This is a genomic window from Streptomyces sp. NPDC054783 (assembly GCF_053611725.1).
In genome coordinates, this window is sequence record NZ_JBSHAY010000016.1 from 80809 (window position 1) to 107770 (window position 26962).

The window sequence follows — 26962 nt, forward strand, 5'->3', positions numbered from 1 at the left end:
ATGGTCGACGCCGGCGGGATCCGGCTGCACGTCCAGCGCACGGGGCCGGCCGACGGCCGCGTCCCGCACGCCACCATCGTCCTGGTGCACGGGCTGCTCACCGACAGCCTGGCCAGCTACTACTTCACCGTCGCGCCCGCGTTCGCCGCGGCCGGCCTCGACGTCGTCATGTACGACCTGCGCGGCCACGGCCGCAGCGAGCGCCCGCCGCAGGGCTACACCCTCGACCACAACATCGACGACCTGGAGGCCCTCCTGGACCGGCTGGCCGTCACCGGGCCCGTCCACCTCGTCGGCAACTCCTACGGCGGCACGATCGCCTTCGGCTTCGCCGCCCGCCACCCGGAGCGCACGGCCAGCCTGACGCTGATCGAGTCCGAGCCCGCGACCGCGGCCTGGGCGGCGAAACTCGGCCGCATCCTCGACCGGGTCATGACCGAACTCGCCCACAACGAACGCGACGCCCTCGCCTGGATCATCGCCCACCGCGGCCACAACACCGCCCGGCTGGCCAAGGGCGCGGCCCGGCTCGCCCGCGAGACCACCCTCGGCCGGGACATCCCCGCCAGCCGGGTGCTGACCGAGGCCGCGATCAGTGCCGTACGCTGCCCGGTCCTCGGCGTCTACGGCGGCGAGTCGGACCTCGCGGGCCTGGTCCCGCTGATGCGCGCACTGCTGACGGACTACCGGCCGGTCGTGCTGTCCGGCTACGAGCACTCGGTGCTGGTGGAGGCGCCGGCGGCCGTGGGCGGGCACATCCTGGACCTGGTCGGCGCCGGGGCGGGGGTCGGATGAGCGCCTTCCTCTTCGTGGTGCCGCCGCTGACCGGGCATGTCAACCCGGCCGTCGGCGTCGCCGCCCGGCTGGCCGCGCACGGGCACCGCGTGGCCTGGGTGTGCGCCGACCCGGCGCTGGTGCGGCGGCTCGCGGGCCCGGACGCGGAGGTGTTCGGCTGCGCCGGCCGGGTACCGGGCGCCGAGGGCGCCGTACGGCCGCCTGACCTGCGTGGCGCGGAGGCGCTGAAGTTCCTGTGGGAGTGGTATCTGCTCCCGCTCGCCGACGCCATGGCACCGGGTGTCCGTGCGGCCGTTGAGGCGTTCCGCCCGGACGTGGTGGTGGCCGACCAGCAGGCCTTCGCCGGCGCCCTGGTGGCCGAACGCCTCGGACTGCCGTGGGCCACCTCGGCCACGACCTCGGCGGAGTTCACCGGTGCCTACGACGGCCTGCCGAAGGTGGTGGCCTGGCTGCGACACCGCCTGAGCGAACTGCGCGCCCGCGTCGGCGACCCGTCCGGCACCGCCGACCCGCGCTTCTCGCCGTACCTCCTGATGATCTTCAGCACACCCGAACTCATCGGTCCGCTGGCGCCGTTGGCTCCGCACGTCCACTATGTCGGCCCCTCCCTCGCCGACCGCCCGGCCGGCCCCGGTTTCCCCTGGGAACGGCTGGACCGGCCCCGGGCGAAGGTCCTGGTGACCCTGGGCACGGCGAACGCCGACACGGGCGGCCGGTTCCTCGCCGAGTGCCTCACCGCGCTGCGGGAACGCGCCGACAGGGTGCAGGCGGTGATCGCCGACCCGGGCGGCGCCCTCGCGGTGCCGCCGGGGGACAGGGACGTCCTGATCCTTCCCTCCGTGCCCCAACTCGCCCTGCTGGAGCGGATGGACGCCGTCGTCTGCCACGCCGGACACAACACCGTGTGCGAGGCCCTGTGGCACGGCGTCCCGCTCGTCGTCGCGCCCATCCGGGACGATCAGCCCGTGGTGGCCGGACAGGTCGTGGACGCAGGCGCCGGTGTCCGGGTCCGCTTCGGCCGGGTCCGCGCCGACCGGCTGGGCGCGGCCCTCGACACCGTCCTCACCGATCCGGCCCACCGGGCCGCCGCCGCCCGGATCCGCACCGCGTTCCGCGCGGCGGGCGGCGCCCGGGCAGCGGCGGCCCAACTCGAACGACTCGCAGCGGAGAGCCGATGAGCGACCACGACGAAAAGACGGCCAACAGCGCGAAGAGTGCGCAGAGCGCTGAGAGTGCTGAGAGCGCCAAGAACGACAAGGCGGCCCGTATCGCCGCCCTGCGTCCCGCCTACCAGAAGGACCTGGCCACCGGCACGGAACGGTTCTTCGGCGCCCACCGCCCCGACTGCCCCTGGTGCGGCTCGGACCGGCTCGACACCCGCCTGCGGACCACCGACCTGCTCCAGCACAAGCCCGGCCGCTTCACCCTCGACCGCTGCGCCGACTGCGGCCACATCTTCCAGAACCCCCGACTGACCGAGGAGGGCCTGGAGTTCTACTACCGGGACTTCTACGACGGCCTCGGTGAACAGCGCATGAGCGGCACCTTCGGCGGCCGTGGCGCCATGTACCGGGCCCGCGCCGAGGCGATACTCCCGCACGACCGCACCCCGAAGGCATGGCTGGACGTCGGCACCGGCCACGGCCACTTCTGCGCGACCGCCCGCACCGTCCTGCCCGGCACCGCCTTCGACGGGCTGGACTTCACCGACGGTGTCGAACTCGCCGCCCGCGAGGGCCGCGTGGACCACGCCTACCGCGGTGCCTTCCCCGATCTCGCGCCCGATCTCGCCGCCCGTTACGACGTGGTGAGCATGTTCCACTACCTGGAGCACAGCACCGACCCGGACCGCGAACTCCGCGCCGCCCACGAGGCCGTACGCCCCGGCGGGCACCTCCTCATCGAGGTGCCGGACCCGGAGAGCAGCTACGCCCGGCTGCTCGGCCGCTGGTGGCTGCCCTGGCTCCAGCCCCAGCACCTGCACTTCATGCCGGTCGCGGGCCTGAGACAGCGGCTGACCGAGCGGGGCTTCACGGTGGTCGCCGAGCAGCACGCCGCGGCGCACGATCCGGTCGACCTGCTCGCCGCGGTCTGGCTGGCCCTCGACCACACCGCCCCGCGCGAGGACGCCCCCTGGCTGCCCGAGCCGCCCGGCGTCCTGCGCCGCGCCACGCGCACCGCACTCCTCCTCGCGGGCGTGCCGGCGCTCATCACGGCGACGCTCCTCGACCGGTTCGCGATCCGCCCCCTGTCCCACCGCCTGGGCCTGTCCAACGCCTACCGCCTGGTTGCGCGCCGCGAGTGACCGGAACTCACAGCACCTTGGCGCGGATCAGCGCGGACAGCGTCAGGGTGCCGGGCAGCAGCGGCACCCAGTCGGTCAGCACCCGGTAGCCGATGACCGTCGCGGTGGCCACCGCCGGTGCGGAGCCGAAGGTGACCAGCGTCCACACCAGTGCCGCGTCGACCGCGAACCCGCCCGGCGCCGGAACCGCGCCGACGGCCGTGCCCGCCGCGAGATAGGCGAGCACCACGTGCGTCCAGGGCAGCCCCAGCCCGAGCGAGGCACCGACACAGGCCAGGGTGGTCCCCTGCACCAGCGGCATCGCGACCGCCCCGCCCCACAGCGCGACCACCCGGCAGGGCCGCGTGTGCACCTCCCGGGCGTCGGCGAGGGCGGAGCGCAGCAGCCCGGTCACCGGCCGCCGCAACGGCCGTACGACCGTCAGCAGCACCCCGGCCGCCGCGACGACCCCGCCGGCGACGGCGGCGACCGGGACCAACAGCCGTCCGTCCGGGACCAGATCCCCGAGGCGCCGCCAGGCAGGGGACGCGGCGAGGAACACCAGCAGCACCACGGTCTTCGCGCCGGACTTGGCCAGCGAGTACAGCCCGATCGAGGCGGTGGCCCGGGCCGGCGGCACCCCGCGGCCCCGCAGAAAGCGCAGGGTGACGGCATGGGCACCGAGCCCGCCCGGCAGCGCGTGGTTGGCGGCACCGGCGGCGAACTGCGAGGCCAGCAGCAGCCCCGGGGGCACCGGGTCGGGCAGGGCGCCCTGCCGGACGCACGCGGCCGCCACACAGTTCAGGCAGGTGAAACCCGCCCCGGCCAGCAGCCACCCCGGGTCGGCCGCGACCAGCCGCCGGACCCCCTCGTACATCACCGGGCGGTTGGCGGCGGCCCAGCCGGCGGCCAGCAGCAGGGGAGCCAGGCACAGCGCCAGCCGCAGGTGCCGGGCCGCGAGGGGGGACGCGGGCCGGGGAGCGGCCCCGGGAGCGGGGTCCGGCAGAGCGCCGGAGCCGACGGGGAGCGGATCCGCCGTCCGGGGACACGGCGGGGAGGGAAGCGAAGGGGACGGAGACAGTGAGGACACGGGGACGTCGTCCTTCCGCAGCGGGTCCCGCGGCGGGGACCTGGGGGAGGCGGGTCGGGCGATACCGCGGGGAGCCTTCCCCTCCCGCGTGACACGGGGATGTCCGAAAACCGAAGGCGCGAGGGCGGGACGGTGCCGCCGGGCGGGTGCGCGCAAGCCGCCGTTCACCGCCGACCAGGTAGCCTTCCCTTGGGGCGCGCTTTACATGCGGCGTCCCGCACGGCAAGGACAGCGACAGGGGAGGATCCCGCGGTGCACGTCCAGGAATGGCTCGACACGGTGCCCGCGGCCGCCGTCTACGCAGTGGTGGCCCTGGTGATCGGTCTGGAGAGCCTGGGCATCCCACTTCCCGGAGAGATCATTCTGGTCTCGGCGGCGTTGATGTCCTCCCAGCACTCGGGCATCAATCCGGTCGTCCTCGGCGCGTGCGCGACCGCGGGCGCCGTGATCGGCGACTCCATCGGCTACGCGATCGGCCGCAAGGGCGGCCGCCCGCTGCTGGCCTGGCTGGGGAACAAGTTCCCGAGACACTTCAGCGAGGGCCATGTGGCCACCGCCGAGCGGTCGTTCGAGAAGTGGGGCATGTGGGCCGTCTTCTTCGGCCGCTTCATCGCCCTGCTGCGCATCTTCGCCGGCCCGCTCGCGGGCGTCCTGCACATGCCGTACTGGAAGTTCCTGATCGCCAACGTCCTCGGCGGCATCTGCTGGGCGGGCGGCACCACGGCCGCCGTCTACTACGTCGGCGTGGTCGCCGAGGGCTGGCTGAAGAAGTTCTCGTACGTGGGGCTGGCCGCGGCGGTGGTGATCGGTCTGGCCACCATGCTGGTCATCAAGCGCAAGGCGAAGAAGGCCCAGGAGCAGGCGGATCGAGAGGCAGAGCCTGTGAGCGCCGGAGAATAGGGCGCCCGACAGGCACGCGGGGAACTGCGCGAGCAACCCTCAGCCACCCGCACCCGGGAAGGCGCCTACCCGTGCACCTCGTGGTGCGCCTTCGCCAACTCCGCGTACATGGTGCCGTTGAGGGTGACCCCCTGCCGTTCCTCCTCACTCAACGGCCGCCTGACCTTGGCCGGAACCCCCGCCACCAGCGACCCGGGCGGCACCACCGTCCCCTGCGGCACCAGAGCCTGAGCGGCCACGAGTGACCCGGCGCCGATGACGGCCCCATTCAGGACGGTCGCCCCCATCCCGATCAGACAGTCGTCCTCGACCGTCGCCCCGTGCACCACCGCGTTGTGCCCGATGGACACCCGCTCACCCACGCTCACCGGAAACCCGGGATCCGCGTGCAGGGTGACGTTGTCCTGCACATTCGCCTGCGCACCCACGGTGATCTTCTCGACATCCCCGCGCACCACGGCCCCGTACCAGACACTGGCCCCGGCGTGCAGCGTGACGTCCCCGATCACGGAAGCCGTAGGAGCCACGAACGCCTCGGGATCGACCTGGGGCTCCTTGCCGCCGATGCCCACGATCAGCGCCTGCTGTGCCATCACCGTCTCCTCGCATCCGTAAGTACCCCGCACGGTACGACAAAGGGTGGGGCAAAGATCACAGCAGCCCACCCTCTCGCCGAAGGCAACCGATGAGTAACGTAAGCCCGTGCCGAAGCCCAAGAACACGTTCTCGTCCTGGCGCCGCCGCCTCGCCCAACGCGCGGTGCACGCGGCCTGGGCCTGGGCTCAGCGCACGGGCTCCGTCACCGCCGATCACCCCGGCCGCCTGAAGTTCGGCGCGATCGGCGAGGCCACCCGGCTCGCCTTCCCGCTCGGCACGGTCTTCGGCGAGCCCTGGATCCACCTCGGTTCGCACTGCATCATCGGCGAACAGGTCACACTGACCGCCGGCCTGATGCCGGACCTTGACCTCGGTCCGGAACCGATCCTGCGCATCGGCGACGGCGTGGTCCTCGGCCGCGGCAGCCATGTCATCGCGGACACGACGGTCACCATCGGCAGCGACTGCTACTTCGGCCCGTACGTCTACGTCACCTCCACCAACCACTCCTACGACGACCCGCACCAGCCCATCGGCAGGCAGTGGCCGCGTATGGAGCCGGTGGAGATCGGTCCTGGCTGCTGGATCGGCACCGGCGCGGTGATCCTGCCGGGCGCGCGCATCGGCCGGAACGTGGTGGTGGCGGCCGGTGCGGTGGTCCGGGGCACGGTGCCGGACCACGCCGTGGTGGCCGGGGCGCCCGCCCGGGTCGTCCGGCGCTGGACGGCCGAGCAGGGCTGGCAGCCGCCACTCAGGACGCCGACCCCGGTGCCCATCCCGGAAGGGACGACATCGGAGCAGCTGAGGGCACTGGCGGAACTGGACGAGGACGTGGTGGCCCGGCTCGCGCAACTGGAACCCGAAAGCTGACTCGGCGGGGACTGGAGCCTGCGGGCTGGTTCGGCCTGGGCCGGAATCTGCGGGCTGGGTTGGCCGGTGCGGGAATCTGCGGGGGCCGGCTGGGCCTGGACGGGAGCCTGCGGGCTGGCTCCAGCGGGACGGGAGCCTGCGGGCCGGCTCAGTCTGGACTGGACCCGGGGGCTGGCCTGCCCGGGACGGGAGCCTGCGGGCTGGGTCGGCCTGAGCGGGAGCCTGGGGGCTGGTTCGGCCGGGATGGGAATCTGCGGGCTGGTTCGGCCTGGGCGGGAATCCGCGGGCTGGTCCGCCCGGGACGGGAGACCGCAGGTCGGCTCGGTCGGGACCGGAACCCGCAGGCCGGCCGGGCCGGCACCGGAATCCGCGGGTTGACCCGCCCCGCACTGGAACCCGCAGGTCGGCTCAGCCGGTCGCCAGTAGCACTGTGCCGAGCAGCGCCAGCCCCGCGCCCGCTGCCTGGATCGCCCGCAGGCGCTCGCTGAGGAAGCCGCGCGCGGCCAGCGCGGTCACCACCGGGTACAGCGAGGCGAGGACGGCCGCCACGGTGACCGGGCCGTGCTGGGCGGCCACCGCGTAGGTGCCGTTGGCGGCCACGTCGGCGAGCCCGACGAAGGCCAGCGCGGGCAGCGAGGCCCACGGGAAGCCGCCCTCCGGCACCGCCCGGCCGCCCCGCCGGACGGAGACGGCGAGCGCGGCTCCGCCGACCGCGACGTTCGTCAGACGCTGGACGAACAGGGCGAGGAACAGGCCCGTGACGGTGGTGGAGGCCTCCGTGATCAGGGCGAACACCGTGCCGAAGCCCAGCGCCGCGACCAGCGTGAGCAGGATCGTCCGCCGCTGTACGGGCGCCCCGCGCAGCTGTGGACCGCCCGCGAGGACGACCCCGGTGACGGCCACGGCGATGCCCGCGACCTGGAGCATTCCGGGCCGCTCTCCGAGGACGAGGCCCACACCGACCGGCACGCCCACGCTCAGTGTCGCGAGTGGCGAGACGACCCCCATGGGGCCGAGCGCCAGGGCCTTGTAGAAGGAGAGCAGGGCGACCGGACCCACCAGCCCGGCGGCGAACGCGAACCACAGGCGCGGCCCGGCCTCGCTCCATCCGCCGGTCGCGGCGACGATCGCGCCGAGGATCGTCGCCGCGATGGCCTGCGAGACGACCACGACCGTCAGCGCGGGCGTACGCCGGGTCAGCAGTCCGCCGCCGAAGTCGGCCAGTCCCCACAGGAGGCTGGTGGTGAGGGCGAGGAATGCTGTCACGGTCGGCCTCGCAGTACAGTTTGGTGAACGATCAGGTACACCCCACCGTAGTTCAGTCAAGTGAACTCTGTCATCCCGTATATTGAACCCAATAGGGAACCCTCATCGATGGACGTGATGTGTCGGACCTCGACCTGCTGACCCAGTCCCTGGCGCGCAACGTCAAGCGCTGGCGCACCGAGCGCGGCTTCACCCTGGACGCGCTCGCGGCCCGCGCGGGCGTCAGCCGCGGCATGCTCATCCAGATCGAGCAGGCCCGGACGAACCCCAGCATCGGCACCGTCGTCAAGATCGGTGACGCGCTCGGCATCAGCATCACCACCCTGCTCGACTACGAACAGGGCCCCACCGTCCGCATCGTCCCCGCCGAGCAGGCCGTACGGCTGTGGCACACGGACGCCGGCAGCTACAACCGCCTCCTCGCCGGCACGGAGGCGCCCGGTCCGCTGGAGATGTGGGACTGGCGGCTGATGCCGGGCGAACAGAGTCCCTCAGAGCCGCACCCGGCGGGCACGGTGGAACTGGTCCATGTCACCGCCGGCGAGCTGACCCTGACCGTGGACGGCGTGAAACACCTGGTGCCGACCGGCGCGAGCGCCACGTTCGAGGCGAGCACCTCGCACACCTACGGCAACGAGGGCGACGTACCGATGGAGATGGTCATGGCCGTCTCGGTACCGCCCGTGCGCTGAACCGCACTGCGGCGGCCTGTTAGCGTGCGGCCATGCGTGCACCCATCGGAGACTTCGACACCGCCACCCCGGTCCCGGACTGCCTTCAGGAGCTGACCGCCCCGGTCGCCGACGCCGTACGCAACTGGCAGGGCGCGGTCCCCGCCGACCGGGTCCTCCACGTCGAGACGGACCCGCGCTGGGCCGATACGGCCGCCTTCGTGGAGCACTACGGCCGCGACCTGCTGCAGCAGTCGGCGAACTGTGTGGTGGTCGCGGGCAAGCGGGGCGGCGAGACCACCCTCGCCGCGTGCGTGGTGCTCTCCACCACCCGGGTCGACGTCAACGGCGTGGTGCGCCGCCAACTCGGCGCCCGCAAGGCCTCCTTCGCCTCGATGGAGACGGCGACCGGCGAGACCGGCATGGAGTACGGCGGCATCACCCCGGTCGGACTGCCCGCCGGCTGGCCGGTGCTGATCGACTCGGCCGTGGTCGACCTGCCCTACGTCCTCGTCGGCAGCGGACGCCGGCGCGGCAAGCTGCTGGTGCCCGGCAAGGCCCTCGCGGACCTCCCGGGCGCCGTGGTGCTGGAGGGCCTCGGGGTCGCCTGAGGCCGGCGAACGGCAGATCCGTTCCACCGGCCCGGCGGTGTTCAGTAGGCGCTTGCGGTGCCGAGGTACTGCTCGGCGAAGGCCGCCGCCGCGGCCGGCGAGGTGAACAGCCGGCGCAGCCGGGCCAGTGTGGTGCCGGCGCGGAACGGATCACCGGACGCGACACCGTGATAGATGTCCGACAGCCACTGCGAGAACTCCTGGTAGTCCCACACCCGGCGCAGACATGCCGCGGAGTAGCCGTCCAGGCCGCTGCCGTCGCCCTTCGTGACGCAGGCCGTGAGCGCGTCGCCGAGCAGGAAGGCGTCGTGCAGGGCGAGGTTCATGCCCTTCGCGGCGATGGGCGCGACCAGATGACCGGCGTCCCCGGCGAGGAACAGCCGCCCGTGGGCGAGGGGTTCGACGACATAGTGGTGCATGTCCAGCACCCGTTTCTCGATCAGCCGGCCCTCGCCGAGCGGGGGCGCTCCGGCCGCGCCGAGCCGCTCACGCAGCTCGGTCCAGACCCGGTCGTGCGACCAGTTCTCCGGATCGTCGCCGGGCGGGCACTGGAGGTAGAACCGGGTCATCTCGGGGCTGCGCGGCATCTGCCCGGCGAAACCGCGCGGGTGGACACCGAACAGCACGCAGTCCGTCGACGGCGGAACCTCCGCGAGCAGCGCCAGCCAGCCGATGCCGTCGTCCTGCCGCGCGATCCGCCTGCGCTCGACGGGTATCGCGTCCCGCGTGACGCCGCGCGCCCCGTCGCAGCCCGCGACGAAGTCGCAGCGCAGCAGCCGGCGTTCGCCCGTCTCCGGGCACCGGTACGAGACCGCGGGCCGGTCCGAGTCCAGGTCGTGCAGCGAGACGTCGTGCACGCCGAAGCGGATGTCGCCGCCGCGTACGTCGGCGTACTCCCGCACCAGATCCGTCACCAGCAACGGCTGCGGGTAGACGTAGTGATGGCTGCCGGTCAGGTCGGCGTAGGGAAAGCGGTACCGCTCGCCGTCGAAGCGGAACTCGCAGGCGCTGTGCGACTCGGCCCGGTCCGGCAGCCGTTCGGACAGTCCGCGTCGGCCGAGTTCGCGCACCGCCCACTCCTCGATGACACCGGCCCGGGGCCGGGTCTCGATGAACTGCCTGCTCTCGGTCTCCAGGACGACACAGTCGACGGAGGCGGCCCGCAGGATGTTGCCGACGGTGAGCCCGGCGGGCCCGGCGCCCACGACGACGACCGTACGGCGTTCCCCGGGCGCGGAATCGGGGTGGGGGGAAGGGAAGACCATCCCCGCATTATGACGGTGTCCCGTCAGCCGGGTCGGCCGGGCGGACACCAGGGAGAGCAGGGTCAGTCCGCGGGGGCGTCGGGGCTGGTGAAGGAGTTCCTGAAGACGGCGGATCACCGCCTTGCTGAACGGTGAGGTGCGCGGTGTGAGCGGCCCGGCTTTTCGGTGAAAGAGAAAAACGACCCCTGAAGGGCCGTTTTCCCCCGTCTTCGTGGTCAGGCGGATCCGGATCGAGTCACGAGTGGATCTTGAGGGGCTGGGTGCACAGGCTCTTGGCGGGTATGTCGCCGGTGATCTCGCTCAGACAGACCTTCATCGTGGTCCCGTTCGCGTACTTCTTGTCGAACTTCGAGGGGAAGGCGGTCAGCCAGTCCTGCGTGGTCTTCGGGGACTTCAGGCTGGACGCCAGCTTTCCGTTGATGTACAGCGTCAGCTTCGGCCTGCCCCAGATGCCCATGAAGCGTCCGTGGATCGACTTGACCGTCAATCCGTGGCCGTCGATGAAGATGCACACCATGTTCGATTCCTCGCGCGTCACCTGGTGGTTCTCGCAGTCATTGGAGGAGGCGGACGCGATGCCGGTGGAACCGACCACGAACGTAGCGGCCATCAGCGGTACCAGCAGGGCGGGCACGGCCGCCCGCAAACCCTTGATCTTCACGTGAACTTGTTCTCCGTTGGCTTTTGCGTGGTTATGCCTGGTTCCCAGACCTTCTCGGCGATCATGGTATGGGCGGAATCAGGGGTTCCGTCCTGTCCCTACTTGCCCTTGACCAAGTCATGTGCCGATCTTTGGTGTGAGCATGTCATTCCAGGCCGTGAGGGCGCCGTCGGTCACGGCCGCATGTGGGGAGATCACTCCCGCAACATGACGGTGTCCCGTCAGCCGCGACGCGGCCAACGGGACACCGGGGGTAGGAGTGGGGGTCAGTGCGCCGGGGCGTCGGTGACCACGACCTCCTCGATGTCGCGCTCGATCTGCTCGGGCTTGGAGGCGGTCGCCTTGGCCCAGTAGTAGATGCCGAGCGAGAACACCGCGACGACCAGGATGTCCCACCACAGCGGCAGGTCACCGTTACCGCCGAAGGTGCTCAGGTAGGAGAGCACGCCGATGCCCACCAGGTAGGGCGGCAGCCACTGCGCGGCCTTGAAGTCCAGGCGCGGCGCGTTGGGCAGGTTCTTGCGGATCGCGTACCAGGCGTAGGAGCCGAGCAGCACGTAGCCGATCAGGATCGCGCAGCCCAGGCGCCACAGGGTGTCCCAGCCGGACCAGAAGATGATCAGGTTGGCGACCACGAAGGACAGCGGGGAGATGAAGTTGCCGAAGGGCAGCTTGTACGGACGCTCGTGGTTCGGCAGCCGGTCGGCGAAGACGCCGTAGGCCAGCGGGGCGCCGGCGTACATCAGCACGCTCGCCGAGGTGATGAAGCCGACCAGCGTCTGCCAGCTCGGGAACGGCGCGAAGCAGACCACACCGGTCACGAACGACATCGCCAGGCCGAACCACGGCACACCGCGCGAGTCGGTCTTGGCGAAGACCTTCGGCGCGTAGCCGTTCTTGGCCAGGCCGTAGGAGATACGGGACGTGGCGGTGGTGTAGATCAGGCCGGTGCCACCGGGGGAGATGATCGCGTCGGCGTACAGCACCCAGGCCAGCCATCCCAGGCCGCACAGCGTGGCGAGACCCGCCCAGGGGCCGCTGATGCCGACGTAGTTCAGGTTTGCCCAGCCCTTGGCGAAGGAGGCGTGCGGCAGGGCGCCGATGAAGACGATCTGGAGCAGCAGGTAGATCACGGCGCCGATCGCGACCGAGCCGAGCGTGGCGCGCGGAAGGTCACGCTTGGGGTTGCGGCTCTCGCCGGCCAGCTGGATGGCCTGCTCGAAGCCGAGCAGCGCGAAGATGATGCCGCTGGAGCTGATAGCGCCGAGAACGCCCGCGGCGCCCTTGGGTGCGAAGCCCTCGGAGGTGAAGTTCGCCGGGTGGAAGTTGCCGATCGCGATGACGAAGATCGCCGCGAGCGGGACCGCGATCTTCCACCAGGTGGCGGCGCTGTTGGTGTGCGCCAGGACGCGGACACCGAGGAAGTTGACCGCGACGAACACGGCCATCAGGAGCACCGCGACGACGATGCCGCTGGTGGTGAGCGTGCCGTTGGTGTTCTGCAGGCCGTCGGCGAAGTGCCAGTGCTTGGCGTAGCCGATCATGGCCTCGACCTCGATCGGGGCCACCGTCGCGGCCTGCAGCCAGGCGAACCAGCCGAAGGACATACCGGCCAGGCCGCCGAAGGCGTAGTGCGGGTAACGGGCGGTACCGCCCGCCACCGGGAACATGCCACCGAGCTCGGCGTGCACGAGGGCGAGCAGCACGATCGCCACGGCACCGATCATCCACGAGATGATCGCCGCGGGGCCGGCCGCCGTGACCGCCTTCTCGGCACCGAAGAGCCAGCCGGAACCAATGATGGAACCCACCGAAGCCCACATCAGGCCGATGAGCCCCACATCGCGGCGCAGGCCGCCGCCGGTGTCGCTTGTGGCTACCGGCGCAGCCTGGTCGACGTTCGCCATGTCTAGTGGCCTCTCAGATCTATACGCAGCGTTAACGAGCAAGGAGGCCACAGGCTAGGGAGACTTTCCGCATGAGCAAAAGAGTGTTAACCAAATTTTGACCTGGGATCTTAGGTGTCTTGGGCGCACACTCGGTCACGGACTTGTCACAGGTCAGATGCCTGACCGGAATGTCAATATTCAGCGGCAGATTGTGAGTAGAAGGAAAGATTCACTGGTTCAGAAGGGGAATTTCGATGGCGGGACAACGATCCATGACAATGTCAAGGCCTGCCGCCAGGGTCCGCTCGTAGGCGGTCTCGTCCACGACCCCCAGCTGGAACCACACCGCCCGAGCGCCCCTGGTCACGGCCTCGTCGGCCACCGCGCCGGCCAGTTCGCTGTTGACGAAGACGTCGACCACGTCGACCTCGAAGGGAACGTCCGCGAGGGAGGCGTACCCCGGTTCGCCGTGCACCGTCTCGGCCTTCGGGTGCACCGGGACGATCCGCTTGCCGAACCGCTGGAGCACCTGCGCCACCCCGTACGCGGCCCGGCTCCGGTTGGTGGACAGGCCGACCACCGCCCAGGTGTCGCCCAGCTCGGTCAGGATCCTGCGGATCGTCGCTTCGTCGCCGTACACGACCGCCTCCTCGAACTGCGGGAACTGTTCGCCTGGACAACAGTACGGTGGCGGGTCGGGATTCCCGCCCCGCCACCTCGCCACCGTGTCCGGAATCGGCACGAGATGCCTGCGTACGGCCGCCCGCCCGCCTACGCTCAGCCCGTGCTGCGCATCCTCGACGCCCGAACCGGTGAGCCCGTCCCCGCCGCGCCCGCCCGGCGCGGCCTGACCCGCATCGAAGCCCACGCCTCCGGCCCCGACCCGACGGCCCTGCGCGTTCTCCTCACCGCTGACCTGCTGGTCCGCGCCCTGGAACTGGGCGGCACACCGGTCTGGCCGACCCTCGCCGCACCCCACAGCCCCACCGACCTCCGCACCGCCGCGACCACCCTGGCCATCCGCCCCTTCGAGGACGCCCGCGACGTCACGTCGGGGCTGGGGGAGGCGCAGACGCTCCACGTGACGGCCGAGCTGTCGGACGGCTCCGGCGGGGGGCCGGTGGTGTGGGTCGCGGCTGTGGAGTGGAGGGGTGAGCCGGCGGGCGGCTCGGGGACGGACCTCGTCGCGGGGCACGCCCCCAGGCATGCCCCCGAATCCGCCCCCGGGCATGTCCCCGAGCCCGGCCCCGGCCACGCCGCCGGGCGCGAACCCGAGTCCGCCTCCGAGCCTGCGCCCGGCCGTGCCCCGGAGCCTGCCGCGGGTCAGACCGCTGAGCCTGCGTCCGGCCGTGCCCCGGAGCCTGCCGCGGGTCAGACCTCCGAGCCTGCGCCCGGCCGTGCCCCGGAGCCTGCCCCGGGCCGTGCCGCCGAGCCGGCCCGCGCCCCCGCCCCCGAGCCCGCTCCCCGCCCTCCGCTCCCCGCGCTCCTCTCCGGGCTCTCAGACCCGTCCGCCCTTCGGCTGGCTCTGCTGTCCGTCCCCCGTGGTGAGCCTGTGCGGCTGGACTCCGGCGCGCTGGAGGAGGCCGCCGGGTGGCTGGCCCGGTGGCGGCGGGCTGTGGCGAGGTGGGCGCGGCAGCCCTCGCGGCCGGTACCCGACGACGTGCGGGCGCGGCTGCGCTCCGCGTGGGAGGACGACCTCGACCTGCCCGGGGTGCTGGAGGTGCTGCGGGCCGTGGAGAGCGCCCGGGATCTGCCCGACGGAGCCCGCTTCGAGACGTACGTCTACGCCGACCGTCTGCTGGCCCTCGACCTCGCCCGCGACCTGGGGAGCCTCGCATGATCGTGCGGGCGGGCACGGGCCCGCTGCGCAGGCTGGTGGTCCTGAGGCACGCCAAGTCCGCCTGGCCCGAGGGCGTCGAGGACCACCGCAGACCGCTTGCGCCGCGCGGGCTGCGCGACGCCCCGGCCGCCGGACGCGCCCTCGCCGAGGCGGACTGCCTGCCCGACCTCGCCCTGTGCTCCCCGGCCGTACGCGCCCGCCGCACCTGGGAGCTGGCCTCCGCCGAGTGGGGCACTCCGCCGCCGGTGCGGTTCGACCGGCGGTTGTACGCGGCCGGCGTACCGGAGCTGCTTGAGGTGGTCCGCGAGGCGCCGCCCGAGGTCGAGACACTGATGCTGGTCGGGCACAACCCCGGTCTCGAGGAACTGGTCCTGGAGCTGGCGCGGGACGGTCTCGACGACACGCTGGAGCGGGTGCGGACGAAGTTCCCCACGTCCGCGATCGCCGTCCTCTCCTGGCACGGCACCGGCTGGCCCGCCCTCGGCCCCGGAACGGCCCTTCTGACCTCGGTGATCATTGCGCGCGGGAAGAAGAAGTAGCACCACACGCGCGCGTAGCGCGTGCCCGAGCCGCGACGACCGGGTTACGCGCGCGTGCCCGGCCGCCCGTGGCCCCACCGCCGGCATGCGCCCGTCGCGGCCCACTCCCCGTCACCGCATAGGCTTGCGGGATGCAGGACGAGTACCGCACAGTCGCCCACGCGGGCGTGCACGAGATCGAGATCAACCGCTCCCGCTTCCTGTGCGCCCTCGCCCCGGCCGCCACCGAGCAGGAGGCGCAGCACTTCATCGCCTCCGTGCGCAAGGAGCACGCCGACGCCACCCACAACTGCTGGGCGTACGTCATCGGCGCCGACGCCTCCGTGCAGAAGGCCAGCGACGACGGCGAACCGGGCGGCACCGCCGGCGTCCCCATGCTCCAGATGCTGCTGCGCCGTGAGATGCGCTACGTCGTCGCGGTCGTCACCCGCTACTACGGAGGCGTCAAGCTCGGCGCCGGCGGACTCATCCGGGCCTACGGCGGCGCGGTCGGCGAGACCCTCGACACACTCGGCACGATCACCCGGCGCCGCTTCCGGCTGGCCACGGTGACCGTCGACCACCAGCGCGCCGGCAAGGTCCAGAACGACCTGCGCGCCACCGGACGCGAGGTGCGCGACGTCCGCTACGGCGAGGCGGTCACCATCGAGATCGGCCTGCCGGACACGGACGTCGAGGCGTTCCGCGCGTGGCTCGCGGACGCGACGGCGGGCACGGCGGGCTTCGAACTGGGCGGCGAAGCCTACGGAGATGCCTGACACTCCGCCTTGATCGGGCGAAAATCACCAAAGTTGGCCTGCCGTGTCGGGTCGTTACGGGAGTAACCGCCCGTGATGTCAGACCCGGCCGTTAGTCTCGGGGATCATGAGACTCCTGCACACGTCCGACTGGCATCTCGGCCGGGCCTTGCACCGGGTGAACATGCTCGGGGCCCAGGCCGAGTTCATCGGTCACCTCGTCACCACCGTGCGCGAGCACGAGGTGGACGCGGTGGTCGTGTCGGGCGATGTGTACGACCGTGCGGTGCCCCCGCTCGCCGCGGTCGAGCTGTTCGACGACGCCCTGCACCGTCTCGCGGACCTCGGCGTGCCCACGGTGATGATCTCCGGCAACCACGACTCGGCCCGCCGGCTCGGTGTCGGCGCCGGGCTCATCGGCCGCGCGGGCATCCACCTGCGCACCGAGCCGTCGGCCGCCGGCACCCCGGTCGTGCTGGCCGACGCCCACGGGGAGGTCGCCTTCTACGGCCTGCCGTATCTCGAACCGGCCCTGGTGAAGGACGAGTTCGCGGTGGAGAGGGCCGGCCACGAGGCCGTACTGTCCGCCGCCATGCACCGCGTCCGCGCCGACCTCGCCACGCGCGACCCGGGGACCCGCTCGGTCGTCCTCGCCCACGCCTTCGTCACCGGCGGTCAGGCCAGCGACAGCGAGCGGGACATCACCGTCGGCGGGGTCGCCGCCGTACCGGCCGGGGTCTTCGACGGCGTCGACTATGTGGCACTCGGCCATCTCCACGGCTGCCAGACCATCACCGAGCGCGTGCGCTACTCGGGCTCACCACTCGCCTACTCCTTCTCCGAGGCCGACCACCGCAAGAGCATGTGGCTGGTCGACCTCGACGGCGACGGCCGCGTCCACGCCGAGCGCGTCGACTGCCCGGTGCCGCGCCCGCTGGCCCGTATCAAGGGCAGGTTGGACGACCTCCTCGCCGACCCGGCGCTCGCGGGCCACGAGGACGCCTGGGTCGAGGCCACCCTCACCGACGCGGTCCGCCCCGCCGAGCCCATGGCCCGCCTCACCGAGCGCTTCCCGCACACCCTCAGCCTCGTCTTCGCCCCCGAGCGCGCCCCCGACGACCCCCAGGTCTCGTACGCCCGGCGCCTCGCGGGCCGCAGCGACCAGCAGATCGCCGAGGACTTCGTCGCCCATGTGCGCGGCGCCGGGCCCGACGAACGGGAGGCGGCCGTGCTGCGCGAGGTCTTCGACGCCGTGCGCGCCGACGCCGCCGTGCGGGAGGTGGCCCGGTGAGGCTGCACCGCATCGACATCACCGCCTTCGGGCCCTTCGGCGGCTCCCAGGGCGTCGACTTCGACGCCCTGTCCACCGCCGGGCTCTTCCTGCTGCACGGCCCCACCGGCGCCGGCAAGACCTCCGTCCTGGACGCCGTCTGCTACGCCCTGTACGGCTCCGTCCCCGGCGCCCGGCAGAACGGCCAGGGCATGAACCTGCGCAGCGACCACGCCGAGCCGGGCACCCGCACCGAGGTCCGCCTGGACCTCACCGTCGCCGGACGCCGCCTCGAGATCACCCGACAGCCGCCCTGGGAGCGGCCCAAACTGCGCGGCACGGGCACGACCGTCGACAAGGCGCAGACGTGGCTGCGCGAGTACGACGCCACCACCGGCGCCTGGAAGGACCGCAGCCGCTCCCACCAGGAGATCGGCGAGGAGATCACCCAGCTGCTCGGCATGAGCCGCGAGCAGTTCTGCCAGGTCGTGCTGCTGCCCCAGGGCGACTTCGCCCGCTTCCTGCGCGCCGACGCGGAGGCCCGTGGGCGGCTGCTGGGCCGCCTCTTCGACACCCAGCGCTTCGCCGACGTCGAAAAGCGCCTCGCCGAGCGCCGCCGGGCCACGGAGGCACGCGTGCGTGAGGGCGACGCGACGCTGCTCGCCGACGCCCACCGCATGGAGCAGGAGGCGGGTGAGGCCATGGAGCTGCCCGAGCTGGCCCCCGGTGACCCGGGCCTGGCCGACGCCGTCCTCGGTGCCGCCGCCGTCGCCCGCGCCACCGCCCGCGAACGGCTCACCGTCGCCCACTGCCGGCTCGCCGCCGCCGAGTCCGCCCACGCCGCGACCCGGCGCGCCCTGGACGACGTGCGCGAACTCGCCCGCCTGCAGCGCCGGTTCGCCGAGGCCCGGCAGCGCGCCGAGCGGCTGCAGGAGCGGGCCGGCGCCCATCACGAGGCCCAGCGGCGCATGGAGCGGTCCCGCAAGGCGGAGGCGGTCGCGCCCGCACTGGAGCTGCGGGAGGCGGTCGAGGAGGAGCACCGCAGGGCGGCCGCGGCCGAGGCACGCGCGCGTGGCATGCTCCCCGGCTCCTACGCCGACGCGGGGGCGGGCGGACTCGCCGCCGCCGCGCGCCGGGCCGCCGAGGAGCTGGGCGGCCTGGATGCGGCCCGGCGCGCCGAGCGACGGCTCGCCGGGCTGGCCGAGGAGCGGTCCGGGCTCGACCGACAGGAGCGCGCCGACGAGGACGTGCTGCGCGAGGCCGAGACATGGCTCGCCGAGTGGGACGCCACCCGTGCGGCGCTGCAGTCCCGCCTCGACTCCGCGCAGGAGGCCGCCACCCGCGCCGAACAGCTCGCCGTCCAGCGGGAACCGATGCGCGGGCGCCTCGACGCGGCCCGCACCCGCGACCAGCTGGCAGCGGACCTGGAGCAGGCACGGCAGCAGGCACTCGCCTCCGAGCAACGCGCCCTCGACGCCCGCGCCCACTGGCTGGACCTCAAGGAACAGCGCCTGACCGGCATCGCCGCCGAACTGGCCGCCCACCTCACCGACGGTGAGCCCTGCGCCGTCTGCGGAGCCACCGAACACCCGGCGCCGGCCCGCAAGGTCGCCGGACACGTCGACCGCGAGACCGAGGACCGGGCCCTAGCCGCCTTCCAGCGCGCCGAGGAGCAGCACACCGAGGACGAGCGGCGACTCGGTGTCGTCCGGGAGGCCCTGGCCGCCGCAACCGCCGAGGCCGGCGACGCGCCGACCGCCCAACTCGAAGAGCAGGCCGTCGAGTTGGAGCAGGAGTACGCCCGCGCCCGCCGCGACGCCTCGGCGCTGCACGCCGCCCACGAGGAGCTGCGGCGCGCCGAGCACGAACGCGAGCGGCGCCTCGCCGACCGCCAGCAGGCCGCCGTACGGGCCGCCTCCCGGCTCACCCGGCGCGAGACCCTGGAACGTGAACAGGCCGAGCTGGAAGCCGAGTTGACCAAGGCGCGCGGCGGCTCCGGCAGCGTGGCCGCACGTGCCGCGCAGCTGGAGCGGCAGGCGGCGCTGCTCACCGACGCCGCCGACGCGGCACGCGCCGCCGAGGACGCCGCCCAGCGCCTGAAGGACGCCGACGCCCGCCTCGCCGACGCCGCCTACCGGGCCGGCTTCGACACCCCGCAGGCCGCGGCCGCCGCCCTCCTGGACGCCGCGGCCCACCGCGAGCTGCAGCACCACCTGGACGCCTGGCAGGCCGAGGAGGCCGCCGTACGCGCGGTGCTGGCGGAGGCCGACACCGCGGCCGCCGCCCAACGCCCGCCCGCCGATCCGGCCACGGCCGAGCGCGCGGCCGCCACGGCCGAACACCGGCTGCGCGAGGCGGCATCCGCGCGCGACGCGGCGGCCCGCTGCTGCGCCGAGCTGGACCGCCTCTCCGCGCGCGCCACCGAGGCCGTACGCCGGCTCGCCCCGCTCCGCGAGGAGTACGACCGGATCGCCCGCCTCGCCGCCCTCAGCGCGGGCACCTCCGCCGACAACGAACGCAAGATGCGCCTGGAGTCATATGTGCTCGCGGCCCGCCTGGAGCAGGTCGCCGCCGCCGCGACCGCCCGGCTGCAGCGCATGTCGTCGGGCCGCTACACCCTCGTCCACTCCGACGACCGCACCGGGCGCGGTCGCAGCGGGCTCGGGCTGCACGTGGTCGACGCCTGGACCGGACGCGAACGCGACACCGCCACACTCTCCGGCGGCGAGACCTTCTTCGCCTCCCTCGCCCTCGCCCTCGGCCTCGCGGACGTCGTCACCGACGAGGCCGGCGGCGTCCGCCTCGACACGCTGTTCATCGACGAGGGCTTCGGCAGCCTCGACGACCAGACCCTCGACGAGGTCCTCGACGTCCTCGACTCCCTGCGCGAACGCGACCGCAGCGTCGGCATCGTCAGCCACGTGCCCGACCTGCGGCGCCGGATCCACGCCCAGCTGGAGGTCGTCAAGGGGAGAACGGGGTCGGTGCTGCGGCAGCGTGGGGTCTGACCGGGCATGAACCCCCGCTGGACCGGGTCAGCGGCCCAGCGCGCGCCGTGGCAGCGGGGAGGAGTACACGACGCTGGTGGTCACCGAGCCCAGGGCGCCGATCTTCCCGGAGATCTCCTCCAGGTGTGCCATGGAGCGGGCGGCGACCTTGATGACGAAGCAGTCGTCGCCCGTCACATGGTGCGCCTCCAGGATCTCGGGCGTCGCGGCCACCAGGTCGTGGAACGGCTTGTAGTTGCCGTTCGGGTAGCGCAGTCGTACGAACGCCAGGATCGGCAGTCCGAGCCGCTCGGGGTCGACGACCGCCGCGTACCCCTGGATCACGCCCGCCTCCTCCAGCCGGCGGACCCGTTCGGTGACGGCACTCGGCGACATCGAGACGGCCCGCGCCAGCTCGGCGTAGCTGGCCCGTCCCTCCCGCTGGAGGACCTCGAGAATGCGCCAGTCGGTGGCGTCCGGGGAATACGCGGTCATCCCGGATGGATAGCAGGGAAATCCCGGTGAGGACAAGGGGGATGCCGTGGATTCCCACTTCAGGGAGCGGATCCGGGGCCGTAGATTTCCAGTCATGATCACCAAGACCACTCGGACCTCCGGGAACCCCGTCCTGCGCGTCGCCCCCGCCGCCCCCGCCGAGGCGGCCGCCCATTTCCGCGCGAGCCTGGCCTTCCACGCCGACGTCTCCGACGTGGCCGCCGCGCTCGCGGCCGGCGACGACCCCGGCTTCGTCGTCGTGGACTCCCGCTCGACCGAGTCCTGGAACCAGGGCCACATCCCCGGCGCCGTCCACCTGCCCACCGCGCTCATCCCCGAACAGGCCGAGCAGCTGCTGGACAAGTCCGTGCCGGTGGTGACGTACTGCTGGGGCCCCGGCTGCAACGGCGCCACCCGCGCCGCCCTCGCCCTCGCCGAACTCGGCTACCGGGTCAAGGAGATGCTCGGCGGCTTCGAGTACTGGGCGCGCGAGGGCTTCGCCTACGAGACATGGCAGGCGCGTGAACAGCGCGACGCCGACCCGCTGACCGCACCCGTCGAAGGCGAGTGCGGCTGCTGACCCCCGCCCGTGTAGGTTCTCTGCCCATGGCTCGATACGCGGATCCAGGCGCGCTGGAGTGGGTGGAATCGGGTGGCGGCCCCTTGATAGCGGTCCCGGAGACGGTGCTGCCGTTCTGGGCCGGCGCCGACAGCGAGGAGCTCGACACCGACTACGACCGGGCGTGCGAGGTCGACGGGCACATCGGACTGCTGCCCGTCGGCGACAGCGCGGCCCTGGTGTTCGGCGACGAACCCGCCTCCACCTCGTACCTGCCGGACCACGCCACCTTCGTACGGTGGTCCGCCGCCGACTCCGAGGCGGAACTCCTCGCCGGGGTGCCCGCCGCCCTGGACGCGGCGGTGTGGGGCAGCGAGGTGCACTGGCGCGTGCCCGGCCCGGTGCTGCTGTTCGACTCGGCCTGGCCGGGCGACAAGGCCGGCCGTACCGAACACCTCCGGGTGCCGCTGGAGGCGGGCACGTACGCGGTGCGCTCCGCGTACGTGCAGCCGGGGCCGGAGACCTGGGTCGGGCTGGTCCAGCTCAGGCCTGTCGCGCACTGACAGAAGGCTCAACGCAGGCCGTCGAAGGCGATGTTCAGATGCCGGGGCCCGCGCAGCACCGCGTTCTGCCGGTACGGCGGCGGGTCCTCGACGAGGCGGGGGTTCTCCAGCCGCCGGGCCAGCTCGGACAGGGCGATCTGCGCCTCCACCCGGGCCAGCGGGGCGCCGAAGCAGCTGTGGATGCCGCTGCCGAAACCGAGGTGCTGGATGTCCTCGCGGTCCGGGTCGAAGCGCTCGGGGTCCTCGAACCGCTCGGGGTCGCGGTTGCCCGCGGCCAGCATCAGCCAGATGTGCGAGCCCTTGGGGATGGTGACCCCGCGCAGCTCGATGTCGGTGATACAGGTGCGCTGCGGCACGATCTGCACAGGCGGCTCGTAGCGCAGCAGCTCCTCCACGATCCGCACCGACAGACCCGGATCGTTGCGCAGCCGCCCAAGGACCTCCGGGTGGCGCAGCAGCGTGAGCATGCCGTTGGTGATGAGGTTGACCGTCGTCTCGTGGCCCGCGATGAGGAGCAGCACCGCGGTGCTGAGTACTTCCATCGTCGTCATGGCGCCGTCCGGACCGTGACCGTTCACCAGGTCGGAGAGCATGTCGTCGCGAGGTTCGCTGGCCCGCTGCTCCACCAGCCCGTTCAGGTACATGCCGAGCTGCAACCGTGCCTCCTGCGCGGTCCGCTCGGATTCGGCGCCCGCGCGGGTGTCGGGGTCCAGGCCGGCGACGATCGGGTCGACCCAGGCACGGAAGCGGGGCTCGTCCTCGCGCGGCACGCCGAGCAGCCGGCAGATCACGGTCACCGGGAAGGGGTACGCGAACTGGTCGACCAGGTCGATCTGCCGCGCGTCCCCGAACCCGTCGATCAGCCCGGTGACGATCTCACCCAGCTCGCCCCGCATGTTCTCGATCCGGCGCGGCCTGTGCGGTGGCCCGAAGGAGCTGTTGGCGATCCTCCGCAGCCGGTCGTGCTCCGGCGGGTCGAGCCGGATGAAGCTCGGAGGCAGCCCCGTCGCCTCCGGCCCGGACAGTTCGTCGTCCCCGGCGGCGGCCAGATTGACGGCGTCGGAGCTGATCCGCGGATCGTGGAGCAGCGCCTCGATGTCCCAGTACGAGCTGATGACGTACGGGCCGCCCTCCTCCTCGCACAGTACCGGGGTCTTGCGGAGCTCCTCGTACAGCGGATACGGGTCGGCGCGGTTGGCGAAGTCGGTGATCTGACGGAACAGCGAGGCCTGCGTCATGACAAGTCCTTGGAGCATCGGCGCCGGTCGGCGGTCAGTGGCGGGCGGGGTGGAAGACCAGCTGCTGGTCGGCCGGTGAGTAGCCGCTGAGGGTGACGGTGGGGCCGTGGGTGGGCAGCGAGGGGTCGGGGAAGTCGGCCGCCACCGGCTGCCGGCCCTCGGGACGGCGGTCCACCGTCGGGTACTCCACCGGGAACGGCGCGCCCCGCTCGATCTGCCGTGCGTAGAACTCCAGCCAGCGGGTGTTGTCGAAGGTCACGGCGGCGATGACGCGGTCCTGGTAGCCGTACACGCCGAGGAACCGGCGTTCGGCGAGCGAACCCTGCGTGATCATGAGCTGGTCGCCCATGGACGGCACGCCGACCGACTTGATGTTCACGCCGAACATCGACGACCAGAAGGCGGGCATCCACAGGTGCGGGCGCCGGTCGGCGCCGTGGCAGATCATGTTGTGCGCGGCCGTCTCCGCCTGGGCGACGGCGTTGCCCCAGTGCTCCAGCGAGAGGAACTGGTAGCCGAACAACGCGTGCGGGGAGCGCGCGACGTCACCCGCCACGAAGACGTGGTCGGTGACGATGCCCCGGAAGTCGAAGGCACGGCAGCCCGCGTCACAGGCGATGCCCCGGGGCCCGGCGCCCAGCCCCGACCCGGCCAGCCAGTCGGTGTTGCGCACCGAGCCCAGCGAGACCACGACCACGTCCGCCTCGACGACGCTCTCGTCGGACAGATGGACGGCCCGTACCCGGCCGACCGAGTCGCCCTGCAACGAGGTCACCGTGACCCCGGTGCGCAGATCCACGCCGTTCTCGGTCTGCAGGTCGGCCGCGACCGCGCCGATCACTCCGCCCAGCGCACCCACCAGGGGGGCACCCGCGCGCTCCGCCACGGTGACGGGGATGCCCGTCTCGCGGCAGGCCGACGCGACCTCCGAACCGGCGAACCCGGCGCCGATCACGAACACCCTGCGCGGCCCGGCCTTCAGCCGCTGGTACAGATCGGCCGCGTCGTCCCGGGTCCGCAGCAGGCAGACGCCGTCGAGACGAGCTTCCTCCTCCTTCGGCCAGGGCCGGGCGCGGACGCCGGTCGCGATGAGCAGCCGGTCGTACTCCACCTCGTCCCCGTCGGCCAGCCGGACCCGCCTGGCCGACAGGTCCAGTCCGGTCGCCGGGACACCGAGCCGCCACTTGGCGTCGATCTCCCGGCGGTGCGGCAGCTCGGTGCGGTGCGGGGAGGCCTTGCCCAGCAGGACCGACTTGGACAGCGGCGGCCGGTCGTACGGCTCGTACGGCTCGTCGCCGATCAGGGTCAGTTCGCCGGCGAAGCCCTCGGCGCGCAGGGTCTCGGCGGCCCGCAGGCCCGCCAGCGAGGCGCCGACGATCACGATCCGGCCTTCGCGCCTGAGCCAGTCGACGTAGTCAGCGACCATCCGACGCCTCCTGAACGTCTCCGGTCCCTCCTGCCTTTCCTGTGTCTCTGCCGTCTCCCCTGTCGTCCAGCCCGTCCGCGGTGATCGCCTGCACCGGGCAGGCGGCGACGGCGCGCGCCAGCCGTTCCCGCTGTTCCTCGGGGGCGTGCGGGTTGTAGATCAGGGCCTCGTCGCCGTGCATGGCGAAGACGTCGGGCGCGAGGAACGCGCACTGGGCGTAACCCTGACATTTGTTGAGATCGACGACGAGCCGCATCGGCGCTCCGCCTTCCGATGGCCAGGTCCGGTGGCGCCCGCCGAGTCGCGCGGCACGCCCGGACGGCGGTCATGTCCCATGTGCAAGCTTGAGGGCGATACGGCCGCCTCGCCCGTCGGCAATGCCCATTCGAGCTCATGGACCCTCCCTCTCTCCGTCCGTCACGCGTCCGCCGCGGTACGGGCTCGGGCGCGACCGCTCACCAGGAGGATGTACACGCTGATCAGCAGCGACCAGGCGGGGAAGACGAGTTCCGACCAGGGCACGTCGGACGCTACGAAGAGGAGGACGAGGGCGGTCAGGAAGCCCAGGATCGTCAGCGGGCGCGGCAGGACACCCAGGCGGTGGCCGATCACCGACAAGGAGGAGACGAAGACGGCCGCCATCCGCATGGCGTACTCCGTCAACAGCGTGTACGCGAGATGACGGCCGAAGTCCCAGTAGGCCGGCGCCGGCGCCGTGCCGGTGGGGTGGGCGACGGCGAGAACGGCGCTCGCGGCGGCCGCGGCGCCGAACAGCGCGGCGGTGAAGACCAGCCCGCTGCCGATGAGGACGGTGGCGAGGAACTTGTCCTCGCCCGCACCGAGGTGTGCCCGTACGACGCCGATGAACCACAGGAAGAAGATCCCGGCGAACGGCACGAGCGCGAGGGCCGCACGCACGGTGTCACGGCGCGCGGAGTCCGTGAATCCCCGCGCGGTGACCGCCTCGGCTCCTTGGGGAATGCCCAGCCGGATCAGGACGATCGCCGCGGTGATCAGCAGCGCGAAAGCGACTCCCGCCAGCCCGGCGGCCCGCGGCGTCTCCAGCACCCGCTGCTCCTTCTGCCGCATCCCGTCCCGCCTCCTCCACACCGCCTCCCGCACCAGCAAGCCGCCCCCGCACCGCTCGCGCCACCGGGGACACCCGGACGGCCGATCGACCGACGCTCCGACGGGACGCGTCATGACGACAATGACCCCGGACTTCCACGACACCCCCACGGCCACGGCCACGGCCACGGACCGCCGGCGGCTACACGGGACTTGAGGGGGAGGGGCAAGGCAGCATGCGCCATTTTCGGCTCGCCCGGTTCGGACCGGTCCGGTCCCCGGGCTTCCGGTCCGGTCCCGGGGCTTCCGGTCCGGTCCCCGGCCCTCCGGTCCAGCGACCGGTCCGCCGGTCCGGCCCCGGCCTTCCGGTCCAGCCCCCGTACCCCCCTGCCCCCGACGGCCCAGCCCTCTGCCCCCAACGCCCTTGCCCCGCCACCCCCGCGCGCCCAATTCGCTCGCGCCGCGATCCCCCCGCCCCCTAAGGTGATCCGCCGTGCCTGCGAACAAGTTCCCCGCCCCGGAAGACCTGCGGCGCGACCCGTTGCCCCTGCGTGGGCGTACCGCCCTTGTCACCGGGGCCAGTCGGCGGGCCGGGATCGGGCATGCTGTGGCGCGGCGGTTGGCGGCGTACGGGGCGAGTGTGTATCTGCATCACCATGCACCGCACGACGCTGCCATGCCGTGGGGTGCCGACAGCCCCGAGGCCGTCGTCGGCTCCGTGCGCGCCGTGCTCGCAGACCCAGGGGCCCGCGTCGGCTCCGGACCCGGCGATCTCGCCGACCCGGCGGAACCGGCCCGGCTGATCGACACGGTCGTCGAGGAGTTCGGGCGCCTGGACATCCTCGTCGCCAACCACGCCCTCAGCGGCTCGGACGGCACCCTGGACGAGATCGACGCCGCGATGCTCGACGCGCACTGGGCCGTCGACACCCGCTCGGTCCTGCTGCTCGTCCAGGCCTACGCCCGCTCGCGTGCCCGGCTGCCCGGGGCGACTCCCGGCGGGCGGGTGGTGTTGATGACCTCCGGACAGGATCTCGGCGGCGGCATGCCCGGCGAGATCGCCTACGCCCTCCAGAAGGGCGCACTCGCCTCGATCACCCGCTCTCTGGCCGGCACGCTGGCCGAACAGGGCATCACGGTGAACGCCGTCAACCCCGGCCCGGTGGACACCGGTTACGCCACCGGCGAGGCCCATGCCGCCGTCGCCGCCCGTTTTCCCGGCGGACGCTGGGGCCTCCCGGACGACCCAGCCCGCCTCATCGTGTGGCTGGCCACCGACGAGGCCGGCTGGATCACCGGGGAGGTCATCAACTCGGAAGGCGGCTTCCGGCGCTGACGCCG

General features: G+C 72.7%; 26 protein-coding genes and 2 pseudogenes. 16 read left to right on the plus strand and 12 right to left on the minus strand.

All coding sequences use genetic code 11. The features are described from left to right. The 3 genes from ACWGJ5_RS26295 to ACWGJ5_RS26305 all read left to right on the plus strand — a co-directional run bounded on the left by ACWGJ5_RS26295 (position 1) and on the right by ACWGJ5_RS26305 (position 3100). Positions 1–795, plus strand: coding sequence for an alpha/beta fold hydrolase (locus ACWGJ5_RS26295; RefSeq protein WP_453312242.1), 795 nt, complete (start codon positions 1–3; stop codon positions 793–795). Further along, positions 792–1973, plus strand: a complete 1182-nt coding sequence (locus ACWGJ5_RS26300; protein ID WP_453312132.1) for a glycosyltransferase — start codon at positions 792–794, stop codon at positions 1971–1973. The genes ACWGJ5_RS26295 and ACWGJ5_RS26300 overlap by 4 nt, the downstream gene beginning before the upstream one ends. 89 nt (positions 1974–2062) lie before the next feature. Then, positions 2063–3100 (plus strand): class I SAM-dependent methyltransferase, encoded by a 1038-nt coding sequence (locus tag ACWGJ5_RS26305; protein WP_453312243.1) that lies wholly within the window; start codon positions 2063–2065, stop codon positions 3098–3100. Between the two features lie 7 nt (positions 3101–3107). Here ACWGJ5_RS26305 and ACWGJ5_RS26310 read toward each other — a convergent pair whose 3' ends face one another. Beyond that, positions 3108–4169: a lysylphosphatidylglycerol synthase transmembrane domain-containing protein gene (locus tag ACWGJ5_RS26310; RefSeq protein WP_453312133.1), complete on the minus strand. Its 1062-nt coding sequence runs from the start codon at positions 4167–4169 to the stop codon at positions 3108–3110. A gap of 252 nt (positions 4170–4421) precedes the next feature. Between ACWGJ5_RS26310 and ACWGJ5_RS26315 the strand changes: the two genes are divergently transcribed. Then, positions 4422–5069, plus strand: coding sequence for a DedA family protein (locus tag ACWGJ5_RS26315; protein WP_453312134.1), 648 nt, complete (start codon positions 4422–4424; stop codon positions 5067–5069). Between the two features lie 65 nt (positions 5070–5134). Here ACWGJ5_RS26315 and ACWGJ5_RS26320 read toward each other — a convergent pair whose 3' ends face one another. Next, complete coding sequence (locus tag ACWGJ5_RS26320; protein WP_453312135.1) at positions 5135–5662, minus strand: gamma carbonic anhydrase family protein; 528 nt, start codon at positions 5660–5662, stop codon at positions 5135–5137. Positions 5663–5771: 109 nt separating this feature from the next. Here ACWGJ5_RS26320 and ACWGJ5_RS26325 point away from each other — a divergent pair, with 109 nt between their 5' ends. After that, a complete protein-coding gene (locus tag ACWGJ5_RS26325) occupies positions 5772–6536 on the plus strand; it encodes an acyltransferase (RefSeq protein WP_453312136.1) in 765 nt (254 codons plus the stop codon). A gap of 408 nt (positions 6537–6944) precedes the next feature. Here the strand turns inward: ACWGJ5_RS26325 and ACWGJ5_RS26330 are convergent, their stop codons facing one another. Then, positions 6945–7802 (minus strand): EamA family transporter, encoded by an 858-nt coding sequence (locus ACWGJ5_RS26330; protein ID WP_453312137.1) that lies wholly within the window; start codon positions 7800–7802, stop codon positions 6945–6947. Between the two features lie 119 nt (positions 7803–7921). Here ACWGJ5_RS26330 and ACWGJ5_RS26335 point away from each other — a divergent pair, with 119 nt between their 5' ends. Both ACWGJ5_RS26335 and ACWGJ5_RS26340 read left to right on the plus strand, forming a co-directional pair. Then, positions 7922–8494, plus strand: coding sequence for a helix-turn-helix domain-containing protein (locus ACWGJ5_RS26335; protein ID WP_351621424.1), 573 nt, complete (start codon positions 7922–7924; stop codon positions 8492–8494). 32 nt (positions 8495–8526) lie between these two features. Beyond that, positions 8527–9084 carry a YbaK/EbsC family protein gene (locus ACWGJ5_RS26340; RefSeq protein WP_453312138.1) on the plus strand — a complete coding sequence of 186 codons (558 nt, stop codon included), beginning with the start codon at positions 8527–8529 and terminating at the stop codon, positions 9082–9084. A gap of 41 nt (positions 9085–9125) precedes the next feature. Here the strand turns inward: ACWGJ5_RS26340 and ACWGJ5_RS26345 are convergent, their stop codons facing one another. The 4 genes from ACWGJ5_RS26345 to ACWGJ5_RS26360 form a co-directional block, all read right to left on the minus strand. Next, positions 9126–10349 (minus strand): 4-hydroxybenzoate 3-monooxygenase, encoded by a 1224-nt coding sequence (locus tag ACWGJ5_RS26345; protein WP_453312139.1) that lies wholly within the window; start codon positions 10347–10349, stop codon positions 9126–9128. A 235-nt stretch (positions 10350–10584) separates the two neighbouring features. After that, complete coding sequence (locus tag ACWGJ5_RS26350; RefSeq protein WP_453312140.1) at positions 10585–11010, minus strand: hypothetical protein; 426 nt, start codon at positions 11008–11010, stop codon at positions 10585–10587. Between the two features lie 266 nt (positions 11011–11276). Beyond that, positions 11277–12917 carry an APC family permease gene (locus tag ACWGJ5_RS26355; RefSeq protein ID WP_453312141.1) on the minus strand — a complete coding sequence of 547 codons (1641 nt, stop codon included), beginning with the start codon at positions 12915–12917 and terminating at the stop codon, positions 11277–11279. 211 nt (positions 12918–13128) lie between these two features. Further along, entirely contained in the window at positions 13129–13539 is a 411-nt protein-coding gene (locus ACWGJ5_RS26360; RefSeq protein ID WP_453312142.1) for a CoA-binding protein, read from the minus strand. Between the two features lie 105 nt (positions 13540–13644). Between ACWGJ5_RS26360 and ACWGJ5_RS26365 the strand changes: the two are divergent. From ACWGJ5_RS26365 to ACWGJ5_RS26390, 6 genes and pseudogenes are all read left to right on the plus strand, one after another. Next, positions 13645–14067, plus strand: a pseudogene (locus ACWGJ5_RS26365) (hypothetical protein); the annotation flags it as partial. Between the two features lie 267 nt (positions 14068–14334). Continuing rightward, positions 14335–14739: pseudogene (locus ACWGJ5_RS26370) on the plus strand (hypothetical protein); the annotation flags it as partial. Then, positions 14736–15278 carry a SixA phosphatase family protein gene (locus ACWGJ5_RS26375; RefSeq protein WP_453312143.1) on the plus strand — a complete coding sequence of 181 codons (543 nt, stop codon included), beginning with the start codon at positions 14736–14738 and terminating at the stop codon, positions 15276–15278. The pseudogene ACWGJ5_RS26370 and the gene ACWGJ5_RS26375, both read left to right, overlap by 4 nt. Positions 15279–15409: 131 nt before the next feature. After that, positions 15410–16036 (plus strand): YigZ family protein, encoded by a 627-nt coding sequence (locus ACWGJ5_RS26380; RefSeq protein WP_453312144.1) that lies wholly within the window; start codon positions 15410–15412, stop codon positions 16034–16036. A gap of 106 nt (positions 16037–16142) precedes the next feature. Further along, complete coding sequence (locus ACWGJ5_RS26385; RefSeq protein WP_453312145.1) at positions 16143–17306, plus strand: exonuclease SbcCD subunit D; 1164 nt, start codon at positions 16143–16145, stop codon at positions 17304–17306. After that, the gene (locus ACWGJ5_RS26390) at positions 17303–20293 is read left to right on the plus strand and encodes an AAA family ATPase (RefSeq protein ID WP_453312146.1); all 2991 of its coding nucleotides are present in this window, start codon (positions 17303–17305) and stop codon (positions 20291–20293) included. Before ACWGJ5_RS26385 ends, ACWGJ5_RS26390 begins: the two co-directional genes overlap by 4 nt. A 27-nt stretch (positions 20294–20320) precedes the next feature. On the opposite strand, the gene ACWGJ5_RS26395 is transcribed toward ACWGJ5_RS26390, so the two are convergent. Continuing rightward, positions 20321–20767, minus strand: coding sequence for an Lrp/AsnC family transcriptional regulator (locus ACWGJ5_RS26395; RefSeq protein WP_453312147.1), 447 nt, complete (start codon positions 20765–20767; stop codon positions 20321–20323). A gap of 94 nt (positions 20768–20861) precedes the next feature. Between ACWGJ5_RS26395 and ACWGJ5_RS26400 the strand changes: the two genes are divergently transcribed. Continuing rightward, positions 20862–21347: a rhodanese-like domain-containing protein gene (locus ACWGJ5_RS26400; RefSeq protein ID WP_453312148.1), complete on the plus strand. Its 486-nt coding sequence runs from the start codon at positions 20862–20864 to the stop codon at positions 21345–21347. Between the two features lie 26 nt (positions 21348–21373). Further along, positions 21374–21889 carry an immunity 21 family protein gene (locus tag ACWGJ5_RS26405; protein ID WP_453312149.1) on the plus strand — a complete coding sequence of 172 codons (516 nt, stop codon included), beginning with the start codon at positions 21374–21376 and terminating at the stop codon, positions 21887–21889. Positions 21890–21897: 8 nt separating this feature from the next. Here the strand turns inward: ACWGJ5_RS26405 and ACWGJ5_RS26410 are convergent, their stop codons facing one another. The 4 genes from ACWGJ5_RS26410 to ACWGJ5_RS26425 all read right to left on the minus strand — a co-directional run bounded on the left by ACWGJ5_RS26410 (position 21898) and on the right by ACWGJ5_RS26425 (position 25642). Beyond that, on the minus strand, positions 21898–23127 hold the full coding sequence (locus tag ACWGJ5_RS26410) for a cytochrome P450 (RefSeq protein WP_453312150.1): 1230 nt from the start codon (positions 23125–23127) through the stop codon (positions 21898–21900). 34 nt (positions 23128–23161) lie between these two features. Beyond that, on the minus strand, positions 23162–24553 hold the full coding sequence (locus tag ACWGJ5_RS26415; protein WP_453312151.1) for an NAD(P)/FAD-dependent oxidoreductase: 1392 nt from the start codon (positions 24551–24553) through the stop codon (positions 23162–23164). Next, positions 24543–24809 carry a ferredoxin gene (locus ACWGJ5_RS26420; protein WP_453312152.1) on the minus strand — a complete coding sequence of 89 codons (267 nt, stop codon included), beginning with the start codon at positions 24807–24809 and terminating at the stop codon, positions 24543–24545. Before ACWGJ5_RS26420 ends, ACWGJ5_RS26415 begins: the two co-directional genes overlap by 11 nt. A 161-nt stretch (positions 24810–24970) precedes the next feature. Next, on the minus strand, positions 24971–25642 hold the full coding sequence (locus ACWGJ5_RS26425; RefSeq protein ID WP_453312153.1) for a hypothetical protein: 672 nt from the start codon (positions 25640–25642) through the stop codon (positions 24971–24973). Between the two features lie 472 nt (positions 25643–26114). Here ACWGJ5_RS26425 and ACWGJ5_RS26430 point away from each other — a divergent pair, with 472 nt between their 5' ends. Continuing rightward, positions 26115–26957: an SDR family oxidoreductase gene (locus ACWGJ5_RS26430; RefSeq protein ID WP_453312154.1), complete on the plus strand. Its 843-nt coding sequence runs from the start codon at positions 26115–26117 to the stop codon at positions 26955–26957. Positions 26958–26962 lie beyond the last annotated feature (5 nt).

What these genes read in the sequence shown, in the direction of transcription:
- ACWGJ5_RS26295 (WP_453312242.1), top strand. Translation starts at nt 1, where the DNA reads ATGGTCGACGCCGGCGGGATCCGGCTGCACGTCCAGCGCACGGGGCCG.
- ACWGJ5_RS26300 (WP_453312132.1), top strand. Translation starts at nt 792, where the DNA reads ATGAGCGCCTTCCTCTTCGTGGTGCCGCCGCTGACCGGGCATGTCAAC.
- ACWGJ5_RS26320 (WP_453312135.1), bottom strand. Translation starts at nt 5,662, where the DNA reads ATGGCACAGCAGGCGCTGATCGTGGGCATCGGCGGCAAGGAGCCCCAG.
- ACWGJ5_RS26340 (WP_453312138.1), top strand. Translation starts at nt 8,527, where the DNA reads ATGCGTGCACCCATCGGAGACTTCGACACCGCCACCCCGGTCCCGGAC.
- ACWGJ5_RS26345 (WP_453312139.1), bottom strand. Translation starts at nt 10,349, where the DNA reads ATGGTCTTCCCTTCCCCCCACCCCGATTCCGCGCCCGGGGAACGCCGT.
- ACWGJ5_RS26355 (WP_453312141.1), bottom strand. Translation starts at nt 12,917, where the DNA reads ATGGCGAACGTCGACCAGGCTGCGCCGGTAGCCACAAGCGACACCGGC.
- ACWGJ5_RS26375 (WP_453312143.1), top strand. Translation starts at nt 14,736, where the DNA reads ATGATCGTGCGGGCGGGCACGGGCCCGCTGCGCAGGCTGGTGGTCCTG.
- ACWGJ5_RS26380 (WP_453312144.1), top strand. Translation starts at nt 15,410, where the DNA reads ATGCAGGACGAGTACCGCACAGTCGCCCACGCGGGCGTGCACGAGATC.
- ACWGJ5_RS26385 (WP_453312145.1), top strand. Translation starts at nt 16,143, where the DNA reads ATGAGACTCCTGCACACGTCCGACTGGCATCTCGGCCGGGCCTTGCAC.
- ACWGJ5_RS26395 (WP_453312147.1), bottom strand. Translation starts at nt 20,767, where the DNA reads ATGACCGCGTATTCCCCGGACGCCACCGACTGGCGCATTCTCGAGGTC.
- ACWGJ5_RS26400 (WP_453312148.1), top strand. Translation starts at nt 20,862, where the DNA reads ATGATCACCAAGACCACTCGGACCTCCGGGAACCCCGTCCTGCGCGTC.
- ACWGJ5_RS26405 (WP_453312149.1), top strand. Translation starts at nt 21,374, where the DNA reads ATGGCTCGATACGCGGATCCAGGCGCGCTGGAGTGGGTGGAATCGGGT.
- ACWGJ5_RS26410 (WP_453312150.1), bottom strand. Translation starts at nt 23,127, where the DNA reads ATGACGCAGGCCTCGCTGTTCCGTCAGATCACCGACTTCGCCAACCGC.
- ACWGJ5_RS26415 (WP_453312151.1), bottom strand. Translation starts at nt 24,553, where the DNA reads ATGGTCGCTGACTACGTCGACTGGCTCAGGCGCGAAGGCCGGATCGTG.
- ACWGJ5_RS26420 (WP_453312152.1), bottom strand. Translation starts at nt 24,809, where the DNA reads ATGCGGCTCGTCGTCGATCTCAACAAATGTCAGGGTTACGCCCAGTGC.
- ACWGJ5_RS26425 (WP_453312153.1), bottom strand. Translation starts at nt 25,642, where the DNA reads ATGCGGCAGAAGGAGCAGCGGGTGCTGGAGACGCCGCGGGCCGCCGGG.